Below are 21,961 nucleotides of genomic sequence, written 5' to 3' on the forward strand. Positions count from 1 at the left end.
TCGTCTCATTCTCCGGATCGTCCGTCCCCGTTCACAGCGTCGAGGATGCCCGGCAGTGCGCGGACGAACGCGTCCGCTTCGTCATCGCCGAGGTTCAGCGGCGGCATCAGCCGTACGACGTTCGGGGCGGGTGCGTTCACCAGGAAGCCGGCATCCTCAGCCGCCTGCTGCGCCTGCTGCGCGAGCGGCTCGGTGAGCACGATACCCAGGAGCAGGCCCGCGCCACGGACGTGGCTGATCAACGGATGGTCGAGCGACTCGATTCCGTCCCGCAGCCGCTTGCTCTGCCGCCGCACGTTCTCCAGCAGCCCCTCGTCCTCGATGGCGCCGAGGACCGCGAGTCCGGCCGCGCAGGCGACGGGGTTGCCGCCGAAGGTCGTGCCGTGCTGGCCGGGGCGGAGCAGCTCGGCGGCCCGGCCGAAGGCGACGGTGGCACCGAGCGGCAGGCCGCCGCCGACGCCCTTGGCGAGGGTGACGACGTCGGGCAGTACGCCCTCGTGGGCCTGGTACGCGAACCAGTGCCCGGTGCGGCCGACACCGGTCTGCACCTCGTCGAGGACGAGCAGCGCCCCGGTGGCGGCGGTGATCGCACGGGCCGCCTTGAGATAGCCCGCGGGCGGGACCACGACACCGTTCTCGCCCTGGATCGGTTCGATGACGACGAGGGCGGTCTCCTCGGTGACCGCGGCGGCCAGCGCCTGGGCGTCGCCGTAGGGGACGTGGGTGACCTCGCCGGGCAGCGGCAGGAACGGCTCCTGCTTGCCGGGCTGGCCGGTGAGCGCGAGGGCGCCCATGGTGCGGCCGTGGAAGCCGCCCTCGGTGGCGACGACATGGGTGCGCCCGGTCAGCCGGCCGATCTTGAAGGCGCCCTCGTTGGCCTCGGCCCCGGAGTTGCAGAAGTAGACCTTGCCGTCCCGGCCGAAGAGCCCGAGCAGCCGCTCGGCGAGCGCGACGGGCGGTTCGGCGATGAACAGGTTGGAGACATGGCCGAGGGACGCGATCTGCGTGCTGACGGCCTCGACGATCGCCGGGTGGGCGTGGCCGAGCGCGTTGACCGCGATCCCGCCGACGAAGTCGACGTACTCCTTGCCGTCGGCGTCCCACAGCCGTGCGCCCGCGCCGCGGACGAGGGGCAGCCGGGGGGTGCCGTAGTTGTTCATGAGCGCGCCCTGCCAGCGCTGGGTCAGCTCGTCGTTGGCGGTCATGCCGCGTCCCCCTTGTCACCCCGGCCGGACGCGTCTGTCGCGCCTGTCGCGCCTGTCGCGCCGTCGTCCAGGCCGTATCCATCGGGCACGACCATCGTGCCGATGCCTTCATCCGTGAAGATCTCCAGCAGGATCGAGTGCTGGACGCGGCCGTCGATGACGCGGGCGGTGCTGACGCCGTTGCGTACGGCGTGCAGACAGCCCTCCATCTTCGGCACCATGCCCAACGACAGCTCCGGCAGGAGCTGTTCGAGCTGGGCGGCCGTGAGACGGCTGATCACCTCGTCGGAGTGGGGCCAGTCCTCGTAGAGGCCCTCGACGTCGGTGAGGACCATGAGGGTTTCGGCGCCCAGCGCCGCAGCGAGTGCCGCAGCCGCCGTATCAGCATTGACGTTGTAGACATGTCCGTCGTCCTGGCTCCGGGCGATCGAGGACACGACCGGGATGCGGCCGTCGGCGAGCAGTGCCTCGATCGCGCCTGTGTCGATCTCGGTGATCTCTCCCACCCGCCCGATGTCGACCAACTGGCCGTCGATCTCGGGCCGGTGCTTGGTGGCGGTGATGGTGTGCGCGTCCTCGCCGGTGATGCCGACGGCGAGCGGGCCGTGCTGGTTGAGCAGCCCGACCAGTTCGCGCTGCACCTGGCCGACGAGCACCATGCGGACGACGTCCATCGCGTCCTCGGAGGTGACGCGCAGGCCCGCCTTGAACTCGCTGGCGATGCCGTGCCTGTCGAGGGCGGCGCTGATCTGGGGTCCGCCGCCGTGCACGACGACCGGCCGGAGGCCCGCGTGCCGCAGGAAGACGACGTCCTGCGCGAAGGCGGCCTTCAACTCGTCGTTCACCATGGCGTTTCCGCCGAACTTGATGACGACCGTCCTGCCGTGATGGCGGGTCAGCCAGGGCAACGCCTCGACGAGGATCCGGGCCTTGGGCAGGGCGGTGTGTTTGCGCGTGCTGCTGGGCTTGGTGATCGGCTCGCTCATGATGAATAGGCGCTGTTCTCGTGGACGTAGTCGGCGGTGAGGTCGTTGGTCCAGATGGTGGCGGTCGCGGAGCCCGCGGCCAGGTCTGCGACGATGTGGACCTCGCGGTAGCGCATGTCGACCAGGTCGCGGTCCTCGCCGACCCCGCCGTTCTTGCAGACCCAGACGCCGTTGATGGCGACGTTGAGCTGGTCCGGGTCGAAGGCCGCCTTCGTGGTGCCGATGGCGGACAGGACACGGCCCCAGTTGGGGTCCTCACCGTGTATGGCGCACTTGAGGAGGTTGTTACGGGCGATGACGCGGCCCACCTCGACGGCGTCGGCCTCGGTCGCCGCGTTGATCACCTCGACCTTGATGTCCTTGCTCGCGCCCTCGGCGTCCCCGATGAGCTGCCGGGCCAGATCGGCGCACACGGCCCGTACGGCCTCGGCGAAGTCCTCGGTGTCGGGGGTGATCCCGGCGGCACCCGACGCCAGCAGCAGCACGGTGTCGTTGGTGGACATGCAGCCGTCGGAGTCGACGCGGTCGAAGGTGACCCGGGTGGCGGAGCGCAGGGCCGCCTGAAGCGTCGCGCTGTCGACGTCGGCGTCGGTGGTGAGCACGACGAGCATCGTGGCGAGGCCCGGTGCGAGCATGCCCGCGCCCTTGGCCATCCCGCCGACGGTCCAGCCGTCCTTCGTGACGACGGACGTCTTGTGGACGGTGTCGGTGGTCTTGATGGCGATGGCCGCCTTCTCGCCGCCGTGCTCGCTCAGCGCGGCGGCTGCCGTCCCGACGCCCGCGAGCACCTTGTCCATCGGGAGAAGCTCACCGATGAGCCCGGTGGAGCAGACGGCGACCTCGCCCGCGCCGACCCCCAGCACCGCCGCGGCCTTCTCGGCGGTGGCGTGGGTGTCCTGGAAGCCCTGGGGTCCGGTGCAGGCGTTCGCGCCACCGGAGTTGAGGACGACGGCGGAGAGCTGCCCGCTCTTGAGGACCTGCTCGGACCACAGCACCGGGGCTGCCTTCACACGGTTGGAGGTGAAGACGCCCGCGGCGGCTCGGCGGGGCCCGTTGTTGACCACGAGGGCGAGGTCCGGGGTACCGCTCTTCTTGATCCCGGCGGCGATACCCGCCGCCGTGAACCCCTGTGCTGCCGTGACACTCACTGCGTCTCCTTGGTGTTCTCTCCGCCCGCGCGGTGTCCTGGCGCGGTCTGCTCTCCCGGTGCCGGGGCGGCCCGGAAGGTGCTCTCGGTCGTCTGCGGCCGGGTGGTCGCACGCGCGCGTGTCACGGTGCGACCCCGATCGTGGACAGCCCGGTGGTCTCGTCGAGCCCGAGGGCGAGGTTCATGCTCTGGACGGCACCGCCCGCGGTGCCCTTGGCCAGATTGTCGATGGCGCTGATCGCGATGACGCGGTGCGCGGCGGCGTCGTAGGCGACCTGTACCTGAACGGCGTTGGACCCGTGGACGGACGCGGTGCTGGGCCACTGCCCCTCCGGCAGCAGGTGGAGGAAGGGCTCGTCGGCGCAGGCCTTCTCGTACGCCGCGCGGACCGACTCGGCGGTGGCCTCGGACGTCGCCTTCGCGCTGCACGTGGCCAGGATGCCGCGGGCCATCGGCGCGAGGGTGGGGGTGAAGGAGACGGTGACCTTCTCACCGGCCGCCGCGCTGAGGTTCTGGACCATCTCGGGGGTGTGGCGGTGGACGCCGCCGACGCCGTACGGGGACATGGCGCCCATGACCTCGGAGCCGAGCAGATGGGGCTTGGGCGCCTTGCCCGCTCCGGAGGTGCCGGAGGCGGCGACGATCACGGCCTCGTTCTCGACCAGGCCCGCGGTGTACGCGGGGAAGAGCGCGAGCGAGACGGCGGTCGGGTAGCAGCCCGGCACCGCGATGCGCCTGGCCCCCTTGAGCGCGGCGCGCGCGCCCGGCAGTTCGGGCAGGCCGTAGGGCCAGGTACCGGCGTGCGCGGTGCCGTAGAACCGCTCCCAGTCCGCCGGGTTCTGGAGCCGGAAGTCGGCTCCCATGTCGATCACGAGGACATCCGGGCCGAGCTGCTCGGCGACGGCGGCGGACTGCCCGTGGGGCAGGGCCAGGAAGACGACGTCGTGCCCGGCGAGGGTCTCGGCGGTCGTCTCCTCCAGGATCCGGTCCGCGAGCGGGAGCAGATGCGGCTGCAACGCGCCGATCCGCTGCCCCGCGTTGGAGTTGCCGGTCAGGGTGCCGATCTCGACCTCGGGGTGTACGAGCAACAGGCGCAGCAGCTCCCCGCCCGCATACCCACTCGCTCCCGCCACCGCCGCAGTTACCGCCATGGAATCCTCCTCCGATGGCATGACTATACGATCTGCTGTACGTTTATGCAATCCAGTTCCGTCGTGACGCGCCCGCCTACCGGGACGGATTCACGATGCCCAACGAGAACTGCCGACGCACGCTGCGGCGCGCCCGGAAGGGCGCGCGTACGGGCCTTTCGGCGAGGTGGCCTCCGGCCGGAGGGTCCGGCGCCCCGCGCCGCCCGGCGCACGGGAGGCGTCGACAAGGGGGCGGCGCGGAGGGGCTGCGCGCCGGGCGGCCGGTCAGGGGAGGCGAGGTGGGGTGAGGTGACTCAGGGAGTCACCGGGCGTATCGGCAGGCTTACGCGTCAGCCCGCTTCGGCTGGTCGAACCACAGCGCCATCCACTGGTCGGGCTTCTCCAGGGGCTCGAAGCCGAGCTTCGCGTAGACGCCGTGCGCGTCGTTCGTGGCCAGCAGGACGCGGCGGACTCCGAGCGCGGCGAGGTGGTCGCGGACCGCGCGGGTCAGCGCCGTGCCGACCCCCTTGCCCCGTACCGAGCGGTCGACGTAGACGTCACAGAGCCAGGCGAACAGCTCCCCGTCGGTCACCACGCGCGCGTACCCCACCTGCTCGCCCGAACTCCGGTCGTACGCACCGAAGTTGAGGGAGTTCGCGACCGCGCGCTCATGCTTGTCGCGGGGGCGGTCCAGCGCCCAGTACGCGTCGGTCGCGAGCCAGCGGTGGGTGCGGTCGACGTCGATCCGGGCCGTGTCGGCGGAGAACTCGTAGCCGTCGGGGAAGCGGGGTGTGTCGGTGTCGGTCATGACGGGAGACTTCCAGGCCGGGGACCGAGCTGTCGAGGGTTTCGGAGCCAGGCCCGCGCACGGCCGGCTCACCGAGGACGCGACAGCTCGTCCACGGCGGTGCGCAGCCTGCGTACGCCCTCCATGATCTCCTCGGCCCCCGCGACGGCGGCGAAGCTCAGGCGCACCTGGGCGGCGGGCGGTTCGGCGCTGAAGTAGGGCCTGCCGGGGGCGACGGCCACGCCCGCGCGCAGGGCACCCGCGACGAAGACGGACTCGTCGCAGCCCTCGGGCAGGCGCACCCACAGGTGGTGGCCGCCGTACGGGACGTGCGGCAGGGCGAGTTCGGGCAGACGCAGCCGCAGGGCCGCGGTCATCGTGTCGCGGCGGTGCCGCAACTCGGCAGCCACGGCGCGCAGATGACGCGGCCAGGCAGGCGAGCCGACGAGTTCCAGCGCGGCCTCCTGCACGGGGCGGGGCACGAAGAACGTGTCGACGATCTGGATGGCCCGCAGCCGCTCCAGCACCGGCCCGCGGGCGGCCAGCGCACCGACCCGGAAGCTGGGCGAGGTCGCCTTGGTGAGCGAGCAGACATGCACGACGACGCCGTCGGGATCCTCGGCGGCGAGCGGAGCGGGCAGCGGCCCGGCGTCCTCGTGGGCCAGTCGCCGCGCGAAGTCGTCCTCTATCACGAAGGCCCCGGCGTCCCGTGCGATCCGCAGCACCTCGCGTCGCCGCTCGGGCGCGAGGACGGTACCGGTCGGGTTCTGGAACAGCGGCTGACAGACGAACACGCGGGCACCGGTCGCCCGGAACGCGTCGGCGAGCAGCGACGGCTTCACCCCGTCCGCGTCGACCGGCACCGGCACCGGCCTGAGGCCCGCCGCGCGGGCGATCGCCAGCATGCCGGGGTAGCCGGGCGACTCGACCAGGACCGGGGCGCCCGGAGGCGCCAGGGCCCGCAGCGCGATGGTCAGCGCGGACTGACCGGCGGCCGTGATCAGCACGTCGGACGCGGCGATCGCGCCGCCGATGCCCCGCGCGAACCACGCGCGCAGCTCGGTGATCCCCTCCACGGGCGGCTTCGCCCAGACACCGGGGCGGCGCCCCGCTCGCGCCAGCGCGGCCCCCATCGCGCGCTCGGGCTGCAGCGACGGGTGCAGATAGCCGCCGTTGAACTCGACGACCTCGGCGGGCGGCGCGGCCAGGGAGGCCAGCACACCGGAGGCGTCGACGGTACGCGGCACGAGTTCGACGGAGGCGTCCGCGCTGAGCGCGACCTCCTGCCAGGCGGTGTCCCCCGCCGCCGGGGTCACAGCGCGCGGCTCGGCGCGGAACGCCCCGGCCCCCGGCCGGGTGACCACGAGCCCCTCCGCGGCCAACTGCGCCAGCGCCCGCGACACGGTCACCGGGCTCACCCGGAACCGCTCGACAAGCACACGACTGGACGGCAGCTTCTCACCGGGAGAATAGCGGTTCAGCTCCAATCGCAGCCTCTGTGCGAGGTTCACGACACTGCTACGCTCTTGCATGAGAGCAGAGAATAGCGCTACCGCACCGACCTCGATAGCGGTCACCACGGCCTCGGCCACGACGACGACAAGCGCGACGCCGGAAGCCGGGACCGGTCAGGGCGGCGCGCCGCATCAGGGGCGCACGCCGGGACGTCCGAGCCGGGTCGGCACCCTCCAGGCCGCCCTCGGGGTCGTCGCCTTCTCCCTCACGTTCCCCGCCACCGCCTGGGGGCTCGAGAGCTTCGGGCCCTGGTCGCTCGTCGCCGTGCGCAGCGTGCTGGCCGCCCTCATCGCGGGCGGATGCCTGCTCGCGCTGCGGGTGCCCGTGCCCGTACGAGCGCACTGGGCGGGACTCGTGGTCGTCGCGGCAGGCGTCGTGCTCGGCTTCCCGCTGCTGACCACCCTCGCCCTGCAGACCTCGACCACCGCGCACGCCGCCGTGGTCGTCGGCCTGCTCCCGCTCACCACGGCCCTCTTCTCGGCACTGCGCACGGGCGCCCGCCCCTCCCGGACGTTCTGGGGTGCCGCCGTCGCGGGTGCCGCCGCGGTCATCGCGTTCACCGTGCAGCAGAGCGGGGGTGCGCTGACCGGCGCGGACGCCTACCTCTTCGGCGCCCTGCTGATCTGCGCGGCCGGCTACACCGAGGGCGGCCGACTGGCCCGGATCATGCCCGGCTGGCAGGTCATCGGCTGGGCGCTGGTGCTGTGCCTGCCGCTCGCCGTGCCCGGGGCGCTCCTGGCGCTGTCGTACGAGCCGGTCCGGCTCACGGCGCACGGCGTGGCCGGAGTGCTGTGGGTCGCGGCCGGTTCGCAGTTCTTCGGTCTGATCGTCTGGTACCGGGGCATGGCGGCGATCGGGATCCCGAAGGCCAGCCAGTTGCAGCTCGCACAGCCGCTGCTCACACTGGTGTGGTCGGTACTGCTCCTCGGCGAGCACCTCACCCCGGCCGTACCGCTCACCGCGGCTGCCGTCCTGGCCTGCATCGCGGCCACCCAGCGGGCGCGGAGCTGACCCGGGGCGAGGCGCACGGGCCGGGTCGACCGGCGCCCCGGCCGCAGGCTCGTGGCCACGGACCGATACTCCCGTAACGGACGAGGAGGCGCCTGAAGATGCGCGCAACTGTGGGCGACAAGCTGGTACAGCACGGCAGGGTCGTCGGCCAGCACGACAAGGTCGCCGAGATCGTCGAGGTGATGGGTACAGAGGGCACGCCTCCGTACCGCGTCCGCTTCCAGGACGGACACGAGGCGGTGTGCTCTCCGGGCCCCGACTCCGAGATCCGTCACCAGGAGGCCTCCCGGCACGCCCGGCAGTAGAGCGTTCGCCGGCAGAGCGGTCGGCGCGCTCAGCGCGGCGGGTCCACCGGCCACGGGTAGTGGTCGGCGACCACGCGTGTCATCGCGCCGGCCGGGTCCGCCGCGACCTCCTTGGCGGCGAAGAAGACATGCCCGCGCGCCTGCGGACAGGACGCGGCGAGGGCGAGATGCCGGGACAGCTCCGCCGGGTCCCGCCAGGCGGCGGGCTGCGCCGGGTCACCGGCCTTGTACAACGCCTCCCCCAGATAGAGCCGCACCGCGGTGCCCTCGGTGACCTGGGCCCACCAGTCCACCAGCTCGGCGTAGTCCGCCGCCGCGAAGCCGATGTTCCAGTAGAGCTGCGGGCAGATGTAGTCCAGCCACCCGGCCCTGACCCAGCCACGCGTGTCCGCGTACAGGTCGTCGTAGGTCTGCACCCCGGCGCGGGTGGCCGAACCGCGGGAGTCCTTCGCGGCGTTGCGCCACACCCCGAAGGGGCTGACCCCGAAACGGGCCTCGGGCCGCACCCGCCGGACCTGCGCCCCGGTCTCCCGGATCAGCAGGTCGATGTTGTGGCGGCGCCAGGCGGCCCGGTCCCGGAAGCCGCCGCCGTGGGCCGCGTACGTCTTGACGTCGTCGAAGGTGTGGCCCTTGACGGGATACGGATAGAAGTAGTCGTCGAAGTGGACACCGTCGACGGGGTAGCGGCGTACGGCGTCGAGGATCGCCTTCTCGACGAAGGCCCTCACCTGCGGCAGCCCCGGGTCGTAGTACAGCTTGCCGCCGTAGGGCACGACCCAGTCGGGGTGCTTGCGGGCGGGATGCGCGACGGTGAGCCGCTTCCGGTCGGTGTGGTTCGCGACGCGGAACGGGTTGAACCAGGCGTGCAGTTCGAGCCCGCGCGCGTGCGCCTCCTCCACGGCGGTGCCGAGCGGGTCCCAGCCGGGGTTCTTGCCCTGGGTGCCGGTCAGACAGTGCGACCACGGCTCGTACGGCGAGGGCCACAGCGCGTCGGCCGTGGGACGGACCTGGAGGAACACGGTGTTGAGCCGGCGTCTGACCGCCATGTCGAGATGGGCGCGCAACTCGGCGCGCTGCGCGGAGGCCGTGAGGCCGGGGCGGGAGGGCCAGTCGCGGTTGGCCACGGTCGCCAGCCACATGCCCCGCATCTCCTCGGTCCCGTCCTCCCGTTCCCCCTCCCCGCTCTCTCCCCTCCACTCCTCGTGGCGACGGGGGGCCGCCGCCCCCGCCGTGAGCAACGACAGCCCGGCGACCGTGAACGCGCGACGCGACAAGGGCCCCATCCACCACTCCCTACACTCCGGATCCGATCCCTCACGGATCGTCATTGGGCCCAAGGATGCACCCCACCCGAACGATCGATCATCGATACTTGGAGGTAACGTGCACGATCGGAGCAGGCGCCGCACCCCGGAGGTCCTGCCACAGCCGTAGATCAGCGAAAGGGACGATGTGACCGACATCGAGCGCGTCGGAGTGGTGGGCTGCGGCCAGATGGGAGCGGGCATCGCGGAGGTGTGCGCCCGCGCCGGACTGGACGTGGTGGTCGCCGAGACCACCGGCGAAGCCCTGGAGATCGGCCGTACCCGGCTGTTCAACTCCCTGTCCAAGGCGGCCGAACGCGGCAAGATCTCCGAGGAGGAGCGTCAGGCCACGCAGGACCGGCTGCGCTTCACCACCGACCTCGGCGAGTTCGCGGACCGTGACCTGGTCATCGAGGCCGTCGTGGAGAACGAGCAGGTGAAGACGGAGATCTTCCAGGTCCTCGACCAGGTGGTGACCCGCCCGGACGCCATCCTCGCGTCCAACACCTCCTCCATCCCGCTGGTCAAGCTCGCCGTCGCCACCTCGCGCCCGGACCACGTGGTCGGCATCCACTTCTTCAACCCGGCCCCCGTGCAGAAGCTCGTCGAGCTGATCCCGGCGCTCACCACCTCCGAAGGCACCCTGAGCCGCGCCCAGTTGTTCGCCGAGAAGACCCTCGGCAAGCACGCGATCCGCGCCCAGGACCGCTCGGGCTTCGTGGTCAACGCCCTGCTCGTGCCCTATCTCCTCTCCGCCATCCGGATGTTCGAGTCGGGCATCGCGGGCCGCGAGGACATCGACAACGGCATGGAACTGGGCTGCGCCCACCCGATGGGCCCGCTGCGGCTCGCCGATCTGATCGGCCTGGACACCATCGTCTCCATCGCCAACTCCATGTACGAGGAGTACAAGGAGCCCCTGTACGCCGCTCCCCCGCTGCTGCAGCGCATGGTGGAAGCCGGGCGGCTCGGGCGCAAGTCGGGGTCGGGGTTCTACTCGTACGCCTGACTGGCACTCCGTACACCTGACAGCACTCCGTACGCCTGACGGCGTTCAATGCCTCAACTGCGGGCCCGAGACGGGAAGTTCCGTGTCGGGCCCGCAGTCTTCCGTGACGGACGCAGAGAGCCTTCAGGTTCCCCGCATCTCTCAGGGCCGCCTCGGCCGCCGCCCTCTACGTCCGAACCCCTGCTGCGGGAGAGCGCTGCCGAGCAGCGGCCGGCGGGGAGGCTCCGGTACGTCCTCAAGGGGGAGGGAAATGCCTTGGTCCGGCGGCCACGGACGGCGCGGCAGCGCGGCCAGAGGGGCGAGGACGGGATGCACCTGGCTGCTGACCACGCGTCGTACCGTCCTGAAGTTGCGCATCGGCTTCGCCATGACCTTGAACGGGTGTACCTGGGGGCGCCAGTTCGCGTCGAAGGTGATGAAAGCCCGGAGAGGCATCTCCCATTCCCGTCTGGACGCCCGGGGCTCTCGCGGACATTCGGGCAGGTCGGGCAGCGGTGCCCAGGCCTCACCGGACTCCGTGACCGTGCGCTCGGCATACCTCTGCCTGGCCGCCGCGCGGAACGCGTCGAACTCCTCCGTGCTGCAGCCGACCATCAGTACCAGCCGCTCGGGGGAGGTGGTACGCAGGGCCTCCGTGTATTCCCAGACCGTTCCGGGGCCCGGTGCCACGAACATCAGGACACCGTGCGCGCCCTGGATCAACTTGCTCACAGTGTGCTGCCAGTGATGCAGCGGAAGGTAACCGCGCTCCGCGCCCAACAGCGGCAACCGTTCACCGGGCCGGCCGATGGCCACCACCCTGCCACAGCCGGTGAACTGCTTGATCAGGAATTCCTCCGAGGTGAGGCCCGGCACCTCGAGAACCCTGTTGCTCCACAAGCCCGGGGCCTCCGGCGGTGCCTGCGCGAGCTCGCGGTCCACGGCGAACGGCCGTAGATACAGCAGGTATTGCTCCCCGAGCAGGCCTTCCAACGGGTGAACCACCGGAGCGCGGTGGCGCTTACCCCACACCGTGGCTCTTCGGCCTGCCGAGTAGGCGCCCCAGCCGCCCAGAATGACTGCCCCGTAGATGATGACGCGCACGGCGAGGTGCAGTTGCGCAAGCTCAGGTGTCGGGTCGAGGAACATGCGTCGGGCAAGAACACCGCCGAACCCGGCAGCGAGGGCGAAGCCGGTCCAGCGCACGGTGCGTCCTGTCGCTTCCGCGGTGTACCCGCGAATCCGACGCTGCCGCACCGGGGGCGCGTGTTCCGGTGACTGATGAGGCATGCTGCTCCTCTACGCGGAAGCAAGAACCAGGTCGGGGCACGCTCGGAGGTTGCGCCGTCGTCGGCGAGGTGCGGGCTGCGGTCGGGGATGAACGGCCGGACTCGGGCCACGAGCTTGTCGAGGGTACCCGGGCTCACCCTGGCCTGACGGGCTATCGGGACGCAATTGCCTCATCCGAATGTGGCAATACGGGCCACGTGTGACGGCCCGCACGTCATGATGATGGTCATGATGCCTGAGCCACGCAGTGCCCGGGTGCCCGCCCCGGCCGCGGAGGGAACCGAAGGTTCGGCCAAGGACGTGGAGGGCTCCGCCCCCGCGGTGCCGGAGTTCTCGCCGTCGGTGCTGGAACTGTACAAACTGGCTGTGGAGATGGCCGACCGGGTCTCCGCGCGACGGGGCCTGGCCAACGCGTTCTTCCTGTCCGTGCAGACGGCCTTCGTCGGTGCGATCGGCATCTTCCTGACCGATCCCCAGCGGAAACCGTTGTGGACCGCGCCGGTCATCGCCCTGACGGGAGTCGCGATCTCGATGACCTGGTGGCTGCAACTGCGCAGCTATCGGGACCTCAACCGGGCGAAGTTCGAGGTCATCAACGCGATCGAGACACGACTCCCGGTCAAGATCTTCACTGACGAATGGCGGCTCCTGGTCCGGGCGCCCTCGGCCCGTTCACGGACCCGGTACATCGAACTGGGTTTCAGTGAACGGATGATCCCGTGGGTCTTCGCTCTGTTGCACGGGCTGCTGTGTCTGGGCAGGCTGCTCGCATGACCTATCTGCGTGACGACGCCCGGCTCATCAGATCCCATCTGCCCACGTACGCCTGCCCACCGGAGGACGCGGACGCCCTGTTCCTCCTGTACGCCGTCCTCATGCGGGTCAAAGGGGTGCAGGTCACGGAGACCGATGTGCACGACGCCTGGGCGGCCTGGATGGAGACCAGGAATCCGCGTCATCCGGCCCTGGTTCCGTTCGAGTTGCTGGACGAGCCCACGCAGCGTGCGGACATGCCGTATGTCCAGGCCATCCGGTCTGCGGCGCGTGCCCGCGGCACACACCGGGCGCCGTGACCCGGCTCCGGCTTCGGGGACAGATCCGTTCAAGGTGGGGGGATCCGGGACCGGGCTCCCTCGCTGATGTGCGTCATGACCGGGCGCAGGCGTTCCGCGAAGTACTTGTTGGCTCTTCGCGGCTTGCCGCCCTTGACGGCTGTTCCGTCGAAGTGGGCCAGACGGGGCTCCCAGCCCTCGGCGAAATAGATCATTGCCTTGAAGTAGAAGTCCCGGGCCGCCTTCGGGTTCACCGGGGCGGGCAGGTCCGGCAGGACGGGCGGTTGCCAGAAGTCGCCGTACTTCTGCTTGAGTTCGAACAGCACGCCCTCGGCCTCGGCGATGGTCGAGGTCTTGAAACGCTGGTAGTCGACCGGGTCGGTCACCAGGACGACAAGCCGGGAGGGGTCCCTGCGGCGCAGGATCTCGACGTATTCCCATACCGTGCCGGGACCCGGCCCGGCTCCGAGGATGATGAGGCGGGCGTTGTCGATCAGCTCTCCGACGGTGTCCTTCCAGTCGTCGAGCGGGAGATAGGTCCTGCGGGCGCCCGATCCGCCGGGCAATGACTCACCGGGGCGACCGATCGCGACCAACGGACCGAACCTGCGGAACATCCTGCTGAGCCGTTCCTCATAGGTGCGGCCCGATCGCATGACCGTCCCGAAGGGGCTTCCGGTCTCCACCCCGGGCGCAATGCCGGAGGAGGACAGATCCTGTGTGAAAGGGCGCAGGTAGAGAACATAGGACCCCGGTGCAAGACCCGCCACGGAGGCGACGAGGCGCGCCGTGCGCGCACGGGCGCGCCTGCCCATGAGGAGGCTGCCGGTGAAGACCACGGAACCCGCGAGCATGACGCCGAGGTAGATGATCAGCTGGCTGTACCAGGGAGGTCCGTCGTAGTACGGCGCGTTCGTGGTGGCACTGAGCGTCCGGAGCCGCTGGACGGCGACGACGACGGCCAGAACGCCGACTACCCGCAGAATCCAGCCCGCGATGCGCAGCGCCCAGCCCAGAGGCTTGCGCTGTACCGGGAACAGGGTGTTTCCCATGCCGCTGCCGTCTCTTGTCACGCACCGCGCTTCGCCGGCCGCCACAGGAACTGTCCACCGGCTGCGGTGTCCATGGTTGATCCGAATTCCGCATCAGGGCGGGCGCTCATTTCTGGTCCACTGTGCCAGAGAGGGAGAACCCATGTCAGGACTGCGGTCCTTCCCGTACCACCAGAATCCCGCGGCGCCCTTCTTCTCGACCCGGACCACCGCCATGTCGAGGTGCGCCCGGAGGGCACGGCGGGGACGTACGACTCGTGACGGGCCGTCACCGTCAACTCCCCGCGGACCCGGCACCGATTCCTGGTGCCGGGTCCGCGGCATTCACACACCGTGTGCGCGGCGGACTCGCATATGCCCCTCTCGCACTCTCCCCACGCGCCCACCAGGCGAGTTGACTCTCCATGCGTATGCAAGGGATGTGCCGACTACGGAAAGGAGCGGACTCGTGCCCGCCGACCCCGAGCATCCTGTTCTTCAGGGGGAACTCGCAGAGTTACGCCGTCGCCTCGATGTGGGCAACGCCCATGTCGAGGGAGGGCTGGCGCTGCTCAGTCATCGTGCCGAAGAGACGGCCAAGGACGTGGACGATCTGAGTGTGCGGATCGTCCAACTGGAACACACCCGCTGGCCGCTGCCCGCGGTCGCGGCCCTCACCTCCGTGGGCGCGCTCGCCGTGACCATATGGCAGGCCCTGGGACGCTAGACGTCCCAGGGCCACACAGGCCCCTGTGGCGGGGATCAGGGATGGATGTCCTGCCCGAGCCTGAGGTGGTGCAACAGCAGGAGCGCGGCTGCCATGTTGGCGGCCGGGACCTCGCCGCGGGCGACCATGTCGGGGACGAGTTTGAGGGGAACCCATTCCCGGCGGTCCGACTCGAAGTCGTCCACGGGATGTCCGACGTACTCGCCCTCGTCGGCCCAGTAGATGTGGTGCCGGGCGTCGGTGAGTCCGTTGGACGGTTCGACACTCATCAGGTGCCGCAGGGGTCCCGGCCGCCAGCCCGTCTCCTCCTCCAGCTCACGGGCTGCCGCCGCGGCGATGTCCTCGCCGTCCTCGACGACGCCCGCCGCCAGCTCCCATCCCCAACTGTCGGTGATGAAGCGGTGCCGCCACAGCAGCAGGACCTCGTTGGCCTCGTTCACGACCGTGGCCACGGCCACGGGCCGCATCCGTATGAGGAAGTGGTCGAGATGACGGCCGTCAGGCAATGCGACATCTGCGAGATTGACGCTGAACCAGCGATTCGCGTACACAGTCTGTTCGTTCAGTTTCGTCCACTGCACGGTAATGCCACCTTCCGCTGAGTGAAGTGGCAATATCGCAGTTCGACTGTCACCTCAGGCAGCGGGAGCGTCGGCTCGGAAGACTCACAGCGGCGCACACTCGGCGCAGGCGCGGGCGCAGTCGTCACGCGCACCGGTCACGGAGCACGGCTCTTCGGCAGGGGTGTGGGGCGGTGGTTACAGCGGTACGCGCAGGGCCGCGTCGATGAGTTCGGCCGCTTCGGCCGTTCCGGCACTGCCGTTGCGTACGAGGTGTTCCCGCACCGCCCGGAGTCTGTCGCGCAGCCGCATGGACTCCACTCCCCGCGCCTGCTCGGTCATCTCGACCGCCGTGGCCGCCGCCTTGTCCGCGTTGCCCTGGCGCAGTTCGATCTGGGTGAGCATGGCGAGCCGGTGCACCCGGCCGCGGTCGTGCGCGGGCGTGTCCACGGCCGCTGCCGCGTGCTCCCCCGCCGCCGCCACGTCCCCGAGGCTGAGCAGCGCCTCTGCGACCTGGACGTTGACGAGGCCGGGCTGGACGTAGCCGGTCTCGTCCGGTTCATGGCCGCGCCGGATGCGCTCGGCGGCCGACTCGGCCTGCCGGATGCAGGACAGGGCGCTCGTCGCGTCGCCGAGATGCGCGTACGCCTTCGCCTGCATCGCGTACAGGTCGGAGGCGAGCGCCGGGGTGATGTGCCGGCCCGCGGTGCGCAGCGCGGCCTCGGCGAACGCGACCGCCTGCCGGTACTCCTTCATGAACAGCGACTGGTTGACCAGCAGGGCTATCACATACGCGCCGAGCCGCCGGTCCCCGCTGGCCTTCGCCAGGCGCAGCGCCTGGTGGAAGTAGCGCTGGGCGAGGCCGTGGGCGTCCGAGTCATAGGCGCAGATGCCCGCGATCGCCACCAACCCGCCCGTGGCGCGGTGCAGTTGGCGGCCGAGTGCGTCGGTGTAGCCGCCGCGCAGCAGGGGCGCCGTCTCGGTGTTGAGGAAGCCGACGACGCGGCTGCGGGTCGCGATGCCCCCGGCCTTGCGGTACATCTGCTCGTAGTGGGCGCGGGCCGCGCGCAGCATGTCTATGTCGGCCGCGGTGACCCGCTGCCGGCCGCCCCGGGAGACGTCGACGTCCTCGGGCGGGTTCTCCCACTCCCATACCGGCATGACGGCGGGGGTGCCCGTGACGGCCGGGGCGCCCAGGAGATGGGGGCGTTGCTGTTCGTCCGAGCGCCACAGCGCGGTGGCCCGCTCCACGAAGCCGGACAGACCGGCGCCGTGCGAGGCGGCCGGTTCACCGGGGACGCCGAGGCCGATGTCGTCCAGGGTCACCGGGCGGTGCAGCCGTGCGGCGAGCACCTCGCAGATCAGGTCGGGCACCTGGCCGCGGGGCCGCTGGCCCTTCAACCACCGTGCCACGGCGGTGTGTTCGTACCTCAGCGCGAGTCCGCGGGCCCGTCCCGCCTGGTTGACATGGGCGGCCAGGCCCGCATGGGAGATCCCGGCCTCGTCGAGAATCGCGTCGAGCAGTGTGTTGGGCTGCATGGATGGCCCCCCGTCGGCTCGGTGGGGACAGCGTAGTGCGTCCCGGTTCACACGGGGTGTGAACCAAATGCGAGCATCCGGGCCGTTCGCGCGCTGTCGCGCCGGGTCGGGGGCCGGTTCACTGAGAGACCTCGCAAGAGGCCGACCGGGCCGTCGGCTCCCCCTCGTTCCAGTGCGACGGCCCGTTCCGAGCCGTCCGCCCGGCCGCCTGCCCGGCACTCCGTGGCCGGGCGGACGGCATGTCGGCGACGGCATTCCGCCGGAAGGGCCGGGCAGAGCGGTCGGCCCGGCGGGTGCGGGTTCGGCGGAAACAGTCGCGCGGTTCCCCGCGGCCCCGTGAAGGGGCGCGGGGAACCGCGCGACAGCGGGGGTCAGCCGCGGAGTACGGCCCCGGTGCGCTCGGCGGCCAGGGCGACCGCCGCGTCGCGGGCCGCGGACGCCTCGTCCACGGTCAGCGTGCGGTCGGCGGCGCGGAAGCGCAGCGCGTACGCCAGCGACTTCCGGCCCTCGCCGAGCTGCTCGCTCTCGTAGACGTCGAACAGCCGGACGGACTCCAGCAGTTCACCGGCGCCCTCGCGCAGCGCCGCCTCGACGTCCGCGTGCGGCACGGCCGCGTCCACGACCAGCGCGACGTCCTGGGTGGCGACCGGGAAGGTGGCGATCCGCGGGCCCTTGACCAGGCCCGCGCCCGCCTCCTCCAATGCGTCCAGGTCCAGCTCCATCGCGCAGGTGCGCGCGGGCAGGCCCAGGGCCTTCACGACGCGCGGGTGCAGCTCGCCCGCGTACCCGATGACCTGCTCGGCCCCGTCGACCACCACGGCCAGCTCGGCGCAGCGGCCGGGGTGCCACGGAGCGAACTGGCCCTTGCGGACGATCAGTTCGGTCCCGGTCTCGCGGGCGAGGGTGCGCGCGGCCTCGACGGCGTCGGCCCAGTCGGCCGGGCGGCCCTTGCCCCACCAGCCGGTCTGCTCACGGGCGCCCGCGAGGACCACCGCGGCGTGCCGCGGCTGCTCGGGGAGCGCCGCGGTCAGGGACGCGACCTCCTCGTCGGTCGGGCGGCGGTCGACGGGCAGACGCGCGGCGACACTCCGCTCCGTACGCGGCTGGAAGACCAGCCCGGTCTCGAAGAGCGCGAGATCGTGCGAGCCGCGGCCGTCGTTGCGGCGCAGCGCGCCGAGCAGGCCCGGCAGCAGCGTCGTACGAAGGGCGGGCTCCTCGTCGGAGAGCGGGTTGACCAGCTTGACGACCGTGCGGCGGGCGTCGTCGTCGGCCAGGCCGAACTGGTCGAAGACCTGCGTACCGAGGAACGGGTAGTTCGGCGCCTCGACATACCCGGCACCGGCCAGCGCGCGCCCGATACGGCGCTGCAGCCGCTGACGGTCGGTCAGCCCGAGGCCGGCCGGGGGCTTCGGCAGCGTGGCGGGCAGGTTCTCGTAGCCCTCCAGCCGGATGACCTCTTCGGCCAGGTCGTTGGGGTCGTTCAGGTCGGGCCGCCAGGACGGGACGGTGACGACCAGCTCGTCCTGCCCGGTGACGGCGCAGCCGACCTCCTGGAGCCTGCGGACGACGGTCTCGCGGCCGTACGCCACACCCGCCACCTTGTCGGGGTGGTCGGCCGGGATGGTGATCGTGCGCGGCGCGGACGACGCGACGACCTCGGTGACGCCCGCGTCGGCGGTGCCGCCCGCGAGCAGCACCAGCAGATCGACCGTGCGCTGGGCGGCGGCGGAGGCGGCCTGCGGGTCGACACCGCGCTCGAAGCGGCGCGACGCCTCGGAGGACAGCTTGTGGCGGCGGGCCGTGCGCGCGATCGTGACCGCGTCGAAGTGGGCGGCCTCGATCACGACGTCGGTGGTGCCACCGGTCTCGTGGTCGCCGTCCGCGATCTCCGTGTCGGCGCCGCCCATGACGCCCGCGAGGCCGATGGGGCCGCGGTCGTCGGTGATCACGAGGTCCTCGGCGTCCAGCGTGCGCGAGACGCCGTCGAGGGTGCCGAGCTGCTCGCCCGGCTCGGCCCGGCGCACCCCGATCGGTCCCTGGACGCGGGAGCGGTCGTAGGCGTGCAGGGGCTGGCCCAGCTCCAGCATCACGTAGTTGGTGATGTCGACGGGCAGCGAGATCGGGCGCATACCGGCCTTCTGCAGCCGGCGCTGGAGCCAGATCGGGGAGCGCGCCTCGGGGTCGAGGCCGGAGACCGTACGGGCGACGAAGCGGTCGCAGCCGTGCGGCTCGGAGATCTTCACCGGGTAGCCGAAGGCGTTCGGCGCCGGGACGTCGAGCAGCGCCGGGTCGCGCAGCGGCAGCCCGTAGGCGATGGCGGCCTCGCGGGCGATGCCGCGCAGCGAGAGGCAGTAGCCGCGGTCGGGGGTGACCGCGATGTCGAGGACCTCGTCGACCAGCTCCAGCAGCTCGATCGCGTCCGTGCCGACCTCGTACTCCGGCGGCAGGACGATGATGCCGTGGGTGCCGTCGTCGCCCATGCCCAGCTCGTCGGCCGAGCAGATCATGCCGTGCGACTTCTTGCCGTAGGTCTTGCGGGCGGAGATCGCGAAGCCGCCGGGCAGCACGGCGCCCGGCAGGACCACGACGACCTTGTCGCCGACGGCGAAGTTGCGGGCGCCGCAGACGATCTCCTGCGGCTCCCCCGTGCCGTTGGCCTGGCCGACGTCGACCGTGCAGAAGCGGATCGGCTTCTTGAAGCCCTCCAGCTCCTCGATGGTGAGCACCTGGCCGACGACCAGGGGGCCCTTGAGGTCGGCGCCGAGCTGCTCGACGGTCTCGACCTCCAGGCCGACCGAAATGAGCTTGGCCTGGACGTCGCGCCCGGTCTCCGTCGCCGGCAGGTCGACGTACTCCCGCAGCCAAGAAAGCGGGACCCGCATCAGATCTCCATCCCGAACGGCCGGGTGAACCGGACGTCACCCTCGACCATGTCTCGCATGTCTTCGACGTTGTGGCGGAACATCAGCATCCGCTCGATGCCGAACCCGAAGGCGAATCCGCTGTACTTCTCGGGGTCCACACCGCAGGCGGTGAGCACCCGGGGGTTGACCATGCCGCAGCCGCCCAGCTCGATCCAGCCCTCGCTGGAGCAGGTGCGGCAGGGGCGGTCGGGGTTGCCGACGGAGGCGCCCTTGCAGACGTAGCAGAGCATGTCCATCTCGGCGGACGGCTCGGTGAAGGGGAAGTAGTTCGGCCGCAGCCGGGTCTTCATCTCCGGGCCAAAGAGCGACCGGACCATGTGGTCCAGGGTGCCCTTGAGGTCCGCCATGGTCAGGCCCTCGTCGACGGCCAGCAGCTCGATCTGGTGGAAGACCGGGGTGTGCGTGGCGTCCAGCTCGTCGGTGCGGTACACGCGGCCGGGGCAGACGATGTAGACGGGCGGCTCGCGGTCGAGCAGGGAGCGGGCCTGCACGGGCGAGGTGTGGGTACGCAGGACGACACCCGACTCGCCGTGATCGCCCTTCGGGCCCTCGACGAAGAAGGTGTCCTGCATCTGCCGGGCCGGGTGGTCGGGCGTGAAGTTCAGGGCGTCGAAGTTGAACCACTCCGCCTCGACCTCGGGGCCCTCGGCGACCTCGTACCCCATGGACACGAAGACGTCCGCGACGCGCTCCATGAACGTGGTCAGCGGGTGCCGGGCACCGGCCGGTACGCGGTCGTAGGGCAGCGTGACGTCCACCGACTCCTCGACCAGCACACGGGCGTCCCGCTCGGCCTCCAGTTCCGCCTGGCGGGCGGCGAGCGTCTTGTTCACCGCGCCGCGGGCCATACCGACGCGCTTGCCGGCCTCGGCCTTGGCATGCGGGGGCAGGGCGCCGATCTCGCGGTTGGCCAGGGACAGCGGCGAGGCGGGGCCGGTGTGGGCGACCTTGGCCTCGTGGAGGGCGTCGAGGGAGTCCGCGGCGGCGAAGGCGGCGAGCGCCTCGTCCCGCATGCGCTCGATCTCTTCCGGTTTCAAGGCCTCGACCTCGACAGGGTCGTACGACTTATTGGGTGCCGACATCTCTTCCCGTGCTTCCGATTGGCTGGCTGATAGGTCCCCGTCACTCGTCCGATGACTGATCGTCGCCGACTTCGGGACGCAAAGGTGCCAAAGGCCGAGTCTAACGGGGCTGAGGTGTACAGATGCGCCCGTGGGTGCTCGGGCGGCTCCTACTGGAGATGCGCCGGGGTGCCCACGGGCAACGTAAATCGGAACTGGGCGCCGCCGCCACGGGCGCGCCCGACCGTGATGGTGCCGCCGTGGGCCTCCACGATGCCCTTGACGATATAGAGCCCGAGGCCGGTGCCACCGCGCTTGCTGCCCCGCCAGAAGCGGGTGAAGACGCGGTTCATGGACTCCTCCGGGATGCCGGGGCCCTCGTCGCTCACCGTGACCGACGTGGCGGTGTTGTCGTCGCTGCCCGGGTCCGCCCCTTCGCGGGGGGACGCCGAGGGCGTGACATCGATCGTGACGGTTCCCTCCCCGTGCCGCACCGCATTTTCCAGCAGATTGCCCAGCACCTGGTCGATCTTGTCGGGGTCGGCCCAGAGCGCGGGCAGCGGCCGCTCGGTGCGCAGCAGGAACCGGTCGGCGGGCTGACCTGCGGTGACGTAGGCCTGGATGTGCCGTCCGACGGCGGCGCCGAGGTCGACGGGCTGGCGGCGCACCTCCAGCCGCCCGGAGTCGATCCGTGAGATGTCGAGCAGCTCGGCGATGAGCCGGGTGACCCGGTCGGCGTCGGCGTCGACGGTCTCCAGCATCAGCCGCTTCTGGTCGTCGGTGAAGCGCTCCCACTTGGCGAGCAGCGTGGCGGTGAAGCCCTTGACGGAAGTGAGGGGCGAGCGCAGCTCATGGGCCACGGTGGCGATCAGTTCGGCGTGGCTGCGCTCGGTGCGGCGCCGCGCCTCGGTGTCGCGCAGGCAGACGACGACCCGGCGGACCGGTCCGGTGGGGCGGCTGCGGACGTAGCGGGCCGAGACGAGTACTTCCCGGCCGCCGGGCAGCAGCAGATTGCGCTCGGGCTGGCGCACCCGGATGGCGAGCCCTCCGTAGGGGTCGGTGAGCTGCCACCAGCGGCGCCCCTCCAGGTCCTCCAGCGGCAGGGCCTTCGCTAACGGTTGACCGAGGGCGTCGGCGGCTCGGACGGCGGTGACGCGTTCGGCGGCGGCGTTGAAGCGGATCACCCGGCCGTGCTCGTCGGCGATCACGAGCCCGTCGGGGAGTTCGTCCGGGTCGACACCGGCTTCGGTGACACCGGGTGCGGCGGTACCGGGTGCGGCGGGATCACCGTACGAGGACGCGGGTGAAGGGTACGCGTCCCGTGTGCCCGGTGCCCTGCTCGTGCCGACCCTCATCCCCGTATCCCACCTCTCTGCTGGCGTGGGACTGCGTCACTGCG

At 71.2% G+C, this 21,961-nt stretch carries 21 protein-coding genes; 6 read left to right on the top strand and 15 right to left on the bottom strand.

What is annotated here, in order from left to right:
* Positions 1 to 5: 5 nt before the first annotated feature.
* From NGF19_RS08605 to NGF19_RS08630, 7 genes are all read right to left on the bottom strand, one after another.
* Positions 6 to 1,205, bottom strand: coding sequence for an acetylornithine transaminase (locus tag NGF19_RS08605; RefSeq protein ID WP_252423706.1), 1,200 nt, complete (start codon positions 1,203 to 1,205; stop codon positions 6 to 8).
* Complete coding sequence (argB, locus tag NGF19_RS08610; RefSeq protein WP_252423708.1) at positions 1,202 to 2,191, bottom strand: acetylglutamate kinase; 990 nt, start codon at positions 2,189 to 2,191, stop codon at positions 1,202 to 1,204. The genes NGF19_RS08605 and argB overlap by 4 nt, the downstream gene beginning before the upstream one ends.
* Positions 2,188 to 3,339: a bifunctional glutamate N-acetyltransferase/amino-acid acetyltransferase ArgJ gene (argJ, locus tag NGF19_RS08615; protein WP_252423711.1), complete on the bottom strand. Its 1,152-nt coding sequence runs from the start codon at positions 3,337 to 3,339 to the stop codon at positions 2,188 to 2,190. The genes argB and argJ overlap by 4 nt, the downstream gene beginning before the upstream one ends.
* The gene (locus NGF19_RS30630) at positions 3,336 to 3,464 is read right to left on the bottom strand and encodes a hypothetical protein (RefSeq protein ID WP_289734515.1); all 129 of its coding nucleotides are present in this window, start codon (positions 3,462 to 3,464) and stop codon (positions 3,336 to 3,338) included. Before NGF19_RS30630 ends, argJ begins: the two co-directional genes overlap by 4 nt.
* Positions 3,461 to 4,489, bottom strand: coding sequence for an N-acetyl-gamma-glutamyl-phosphate reductase (gene argC, locus NGF19_RS08620; protein WP_252423712.1), 1,029 nt, complete (start codon positions 4,487 to 4,489; stop codon positions 3,461 to 3,463). Before argC ends, NGF19_RS30630 begins: the two co-directional genes overlap by 4 nt.
* 322 nt (positions 4,490 to 4,811) lie before the next feature.
* Positions 4,812 to 5,276 carry a GNAT family N-acetyltransferase gene (locus tag NGF19_RS08625; RefSeq protein ID WP_252423713.1) on the bottom strand — a complete coding sequence of 155 codons (465 nt, stop codon included), beginning with the start codon at positions 5,274 to 5,276 and terminating at the stop codon, positions 4,812 to 4,814.
* Positions 5,277 to 5,344: 68 nt separating this feature from the next.
* The gene (locus NGF19_RS08630) at positions 5,345 to 6,787 is read right to left on the bottom strand and encodes an aminotransferase-like domain-containing protein (protein WP_252423714.1); all 1,443 of its coding nucleotides are present in this window, start codon (positions 6,785 to 6,787) and stop codon (positions 5,345 to 5,347) included.
* Here NGF19_RS08630 and NGF19_RS08635 point away from each other — a divergent pair.
* Positions 6,786 to 7,781 (top strand): DMT family transporter, encoded by a 996-nt coding sequence (locus NGF19_RS08635; RefSeq protein ID WP_252423715.1) that lies wholly within the window; start codon positions 6,786 to 6,788, stop codon positions 7,779 to 7,781. The genes NGF19_RS08630 and NGF19_RS08635 overlap by 2 nt on opposite strands.
* A gap of 98 nt (positions 7,782 to 7,879) precedes the next feature.
* Positions 7,880 to 8,086, top strand: a complete 207-nt coding sequence (locus tag NGF19_RS08640) for a DUF1918 domain-containing protein (protein ID WP_252423716.1) — start codon at positions 7,880 to 7,882, stop codon at positions 8,084 to 8,086.
* A 29-nt stretch (positions 8,087 to 8,115) separates the two neighbouring features.
* Here NGF19_RS08640 and NGF19_RS08645 read toward each other — a convergent pair whose 3' ends face one another.
* Positions 8,116 to 9,369, bottom strand: a complete 1,254-nt coding sequence (locus NGF19_RS08645; RefSeq protein ID WP_252423717.1) for a glycoside hydrolase family 10-like protein — start codon at positions 9,367 to 9,369, stop codon at positions 8,116 to 8,118.
* Between the two features lie 169 nt (positions 9,370 to 9,538).
* Between NGF19_RS08645 and NGF19_RS08650 the strand changes: the two genes are divergently transcribed.
* The gene (locus NGF19_RS08650) at positions 9,539 to 10,399 is read left to right on the top strand and encodes a 3-hydroxybutyryl-CoA dehydrogenase (RefSeq protein ID WP_252423718.1); all 861 of its coding nucleotides are present in this window, start codon (positions 9,539 to 9,541) and stop codon (positions 10,397 to 10,399) included.
* 141 nt (positions 10,400 to 10,540) lie between these two features.
* Here NGF19_RS08650 and NGF19_RS08655 read toward each other — a convergent pair whose 3' ends face one another.
* Positions 10,541 to 11,527, bottom strand: coding sequence for a hypothetical protein (locus NGF19_RS08655; protein ID WP_252423719.1), 987 nt, complete (start codon positions 11,525 to 11,527; stop codon positions 10,541 to 10,543).
* Positions 11,528 to 11,896: 369 nt separating this feature from the next.
* Here NGF19_RS08655 and NGF19_RS08660 point away from each other — a divergent pair, with 369 nt between their 5' ends.
* Both NGF19_RS08660 and NGF19_RS08665 read left to right on the top strand, forming a co-directional pair.
* The gene (locus NGF19_RS08660) at positions 11,897 to 12,442 is read left to right on the top strand and encodes a RipA family octameric membrane protein (RefSeq protein WP_252423720.1); all 546 of its coding nucleotides are present in this window, start codon (positions 11,897 to 11,899) and stop codon (positions 12,440 to 12,442) included.
* Positions 12,439 to 12,741 (top strand): DUF7701 domain-containing protein, encoded by a 303-nt coding sequence (locus NGF19_RS08665; protein WP_252423721.1) that lies wholly within the window; start codon positions 12,439 to 12,441, stop codon positions 12,739 to 12,741. Before NGF19_RS08660 ends, NGF19_RS08665 begins: the two co-directional genes overlap by 4 nt.
* 29 nt (positions 12,742 to 12,770) lie before the next feature.
* On the opposite strand, the gene NGF19_RS08670 is transcribed toward NGF19_RS08665, so the two are convergent.
* Entirely contained in the window at positions 12,771 to 13,772 is a 1,002-nt protein-coding gene (locus NGF19_RS08670) for a hypothetical protein (protein ID WP_252423722.1), read from the bottom strand.
* Positions 13,773 to 14,220: 448 nt separating this feature from the next.
* On the opposite strand from NGF19_RS08670, the gene NGF19_RS08675 reads away from it, so the two are divergent.
* Complete coding sequence (locus NGF19_RS08675; protein ID WP_252423723.1) at positions 14,221 to 14,478, top strand: hypothetical protein; 258 nt, start codon at positions 14,221 to 14,223, stop codon at positions 14,476 to 14,478.
* 35 nt (positions 14,479 to 14,513) lie between these two features.
* Here NGF19_RS08675 and NGF19_RS08680 read toward each other — a convergent pair whose 3' ends face one another.
* From NGF19_RS08680 to NGF19_RS08700, 5 genes are all read right to left on the bottom strand, one after another.
* The gene (locus tag NGF19_RS08680) at positions 14,514 to 15,059 is read right to left on the bottom strand and encodes an NUDIX domain-containing protein (protein WP_252423724.1); all 546 of its coding nucleotides are present in this window, start codon (positions 15,057 to 15,059) and stop codon (positions 14,514 to 14,516) included.
* A gap of 177 nt (positions 15,060 to 15,236) precedes the next feature.
* A complete protein-coding gene (locus tag NGF19_RS08685) occupies positions 15,237 to 16,577 on the bottom strand; it encodes an NsdA family TPR-like regulatory protein (protein ID WP_252423725.1) in 1,341 nt (446 codons plus the stop codon).
* Between the two features lie 371 nt (positions 16,578 to 16,948).
* Positions 16,949 to 19,459 (bottom strand): phenylalanine--tRNA ligase subunit beta, encoded by a 2,511-nt coding sequence (pheT, locus tag NGF19_RS08690; protein WP_252423726.1) that lies wholly within the window; start codon positions 19,457 to 19,459, stop codon positions 16,949 to 16,951.
* Positions 19,459 to 20,583 (bottom strand): phenylalanine--tRNA ligase subunit alpha, encoded by a 1,125-nt coding sequence (pheS, locus tag NGF19_RS08695; protein WP_252423727.1) that lies wholly within the window; start codon positions 20,581 to 20,583, stop codon positions 19,459 to 19,461. Before pheS ends, pheT begins: the two co-directional genes overlap by 1 nt.
* Positions 20,584 to 20,732: 149 nt before the next feature.
* A complete protein-coding gene (locus NGF19_RS08700; RefSeq protein ID WP_252423728.1) occupies positions 20,733 to 21,917 on the bottom strand; it encodes a sensor histidine kinase in 1,185 nt (394 codons plus the stop codon).
* Positions 21,918 to 21,961: the final 44 nt, after the last annotated feature.

The sequence above is a fragment of the Streptomyces macrolidinus genome (assembly GCF_023887685.1).
In the GTDB taxonomy this organism is placed as follows: domain Bacteria; phylum Actinomycetota; class Actinomycetes; order Streptomycetales; family Streptomycetaceae; genus Streptomyces; species Streptomyces macrolidinus.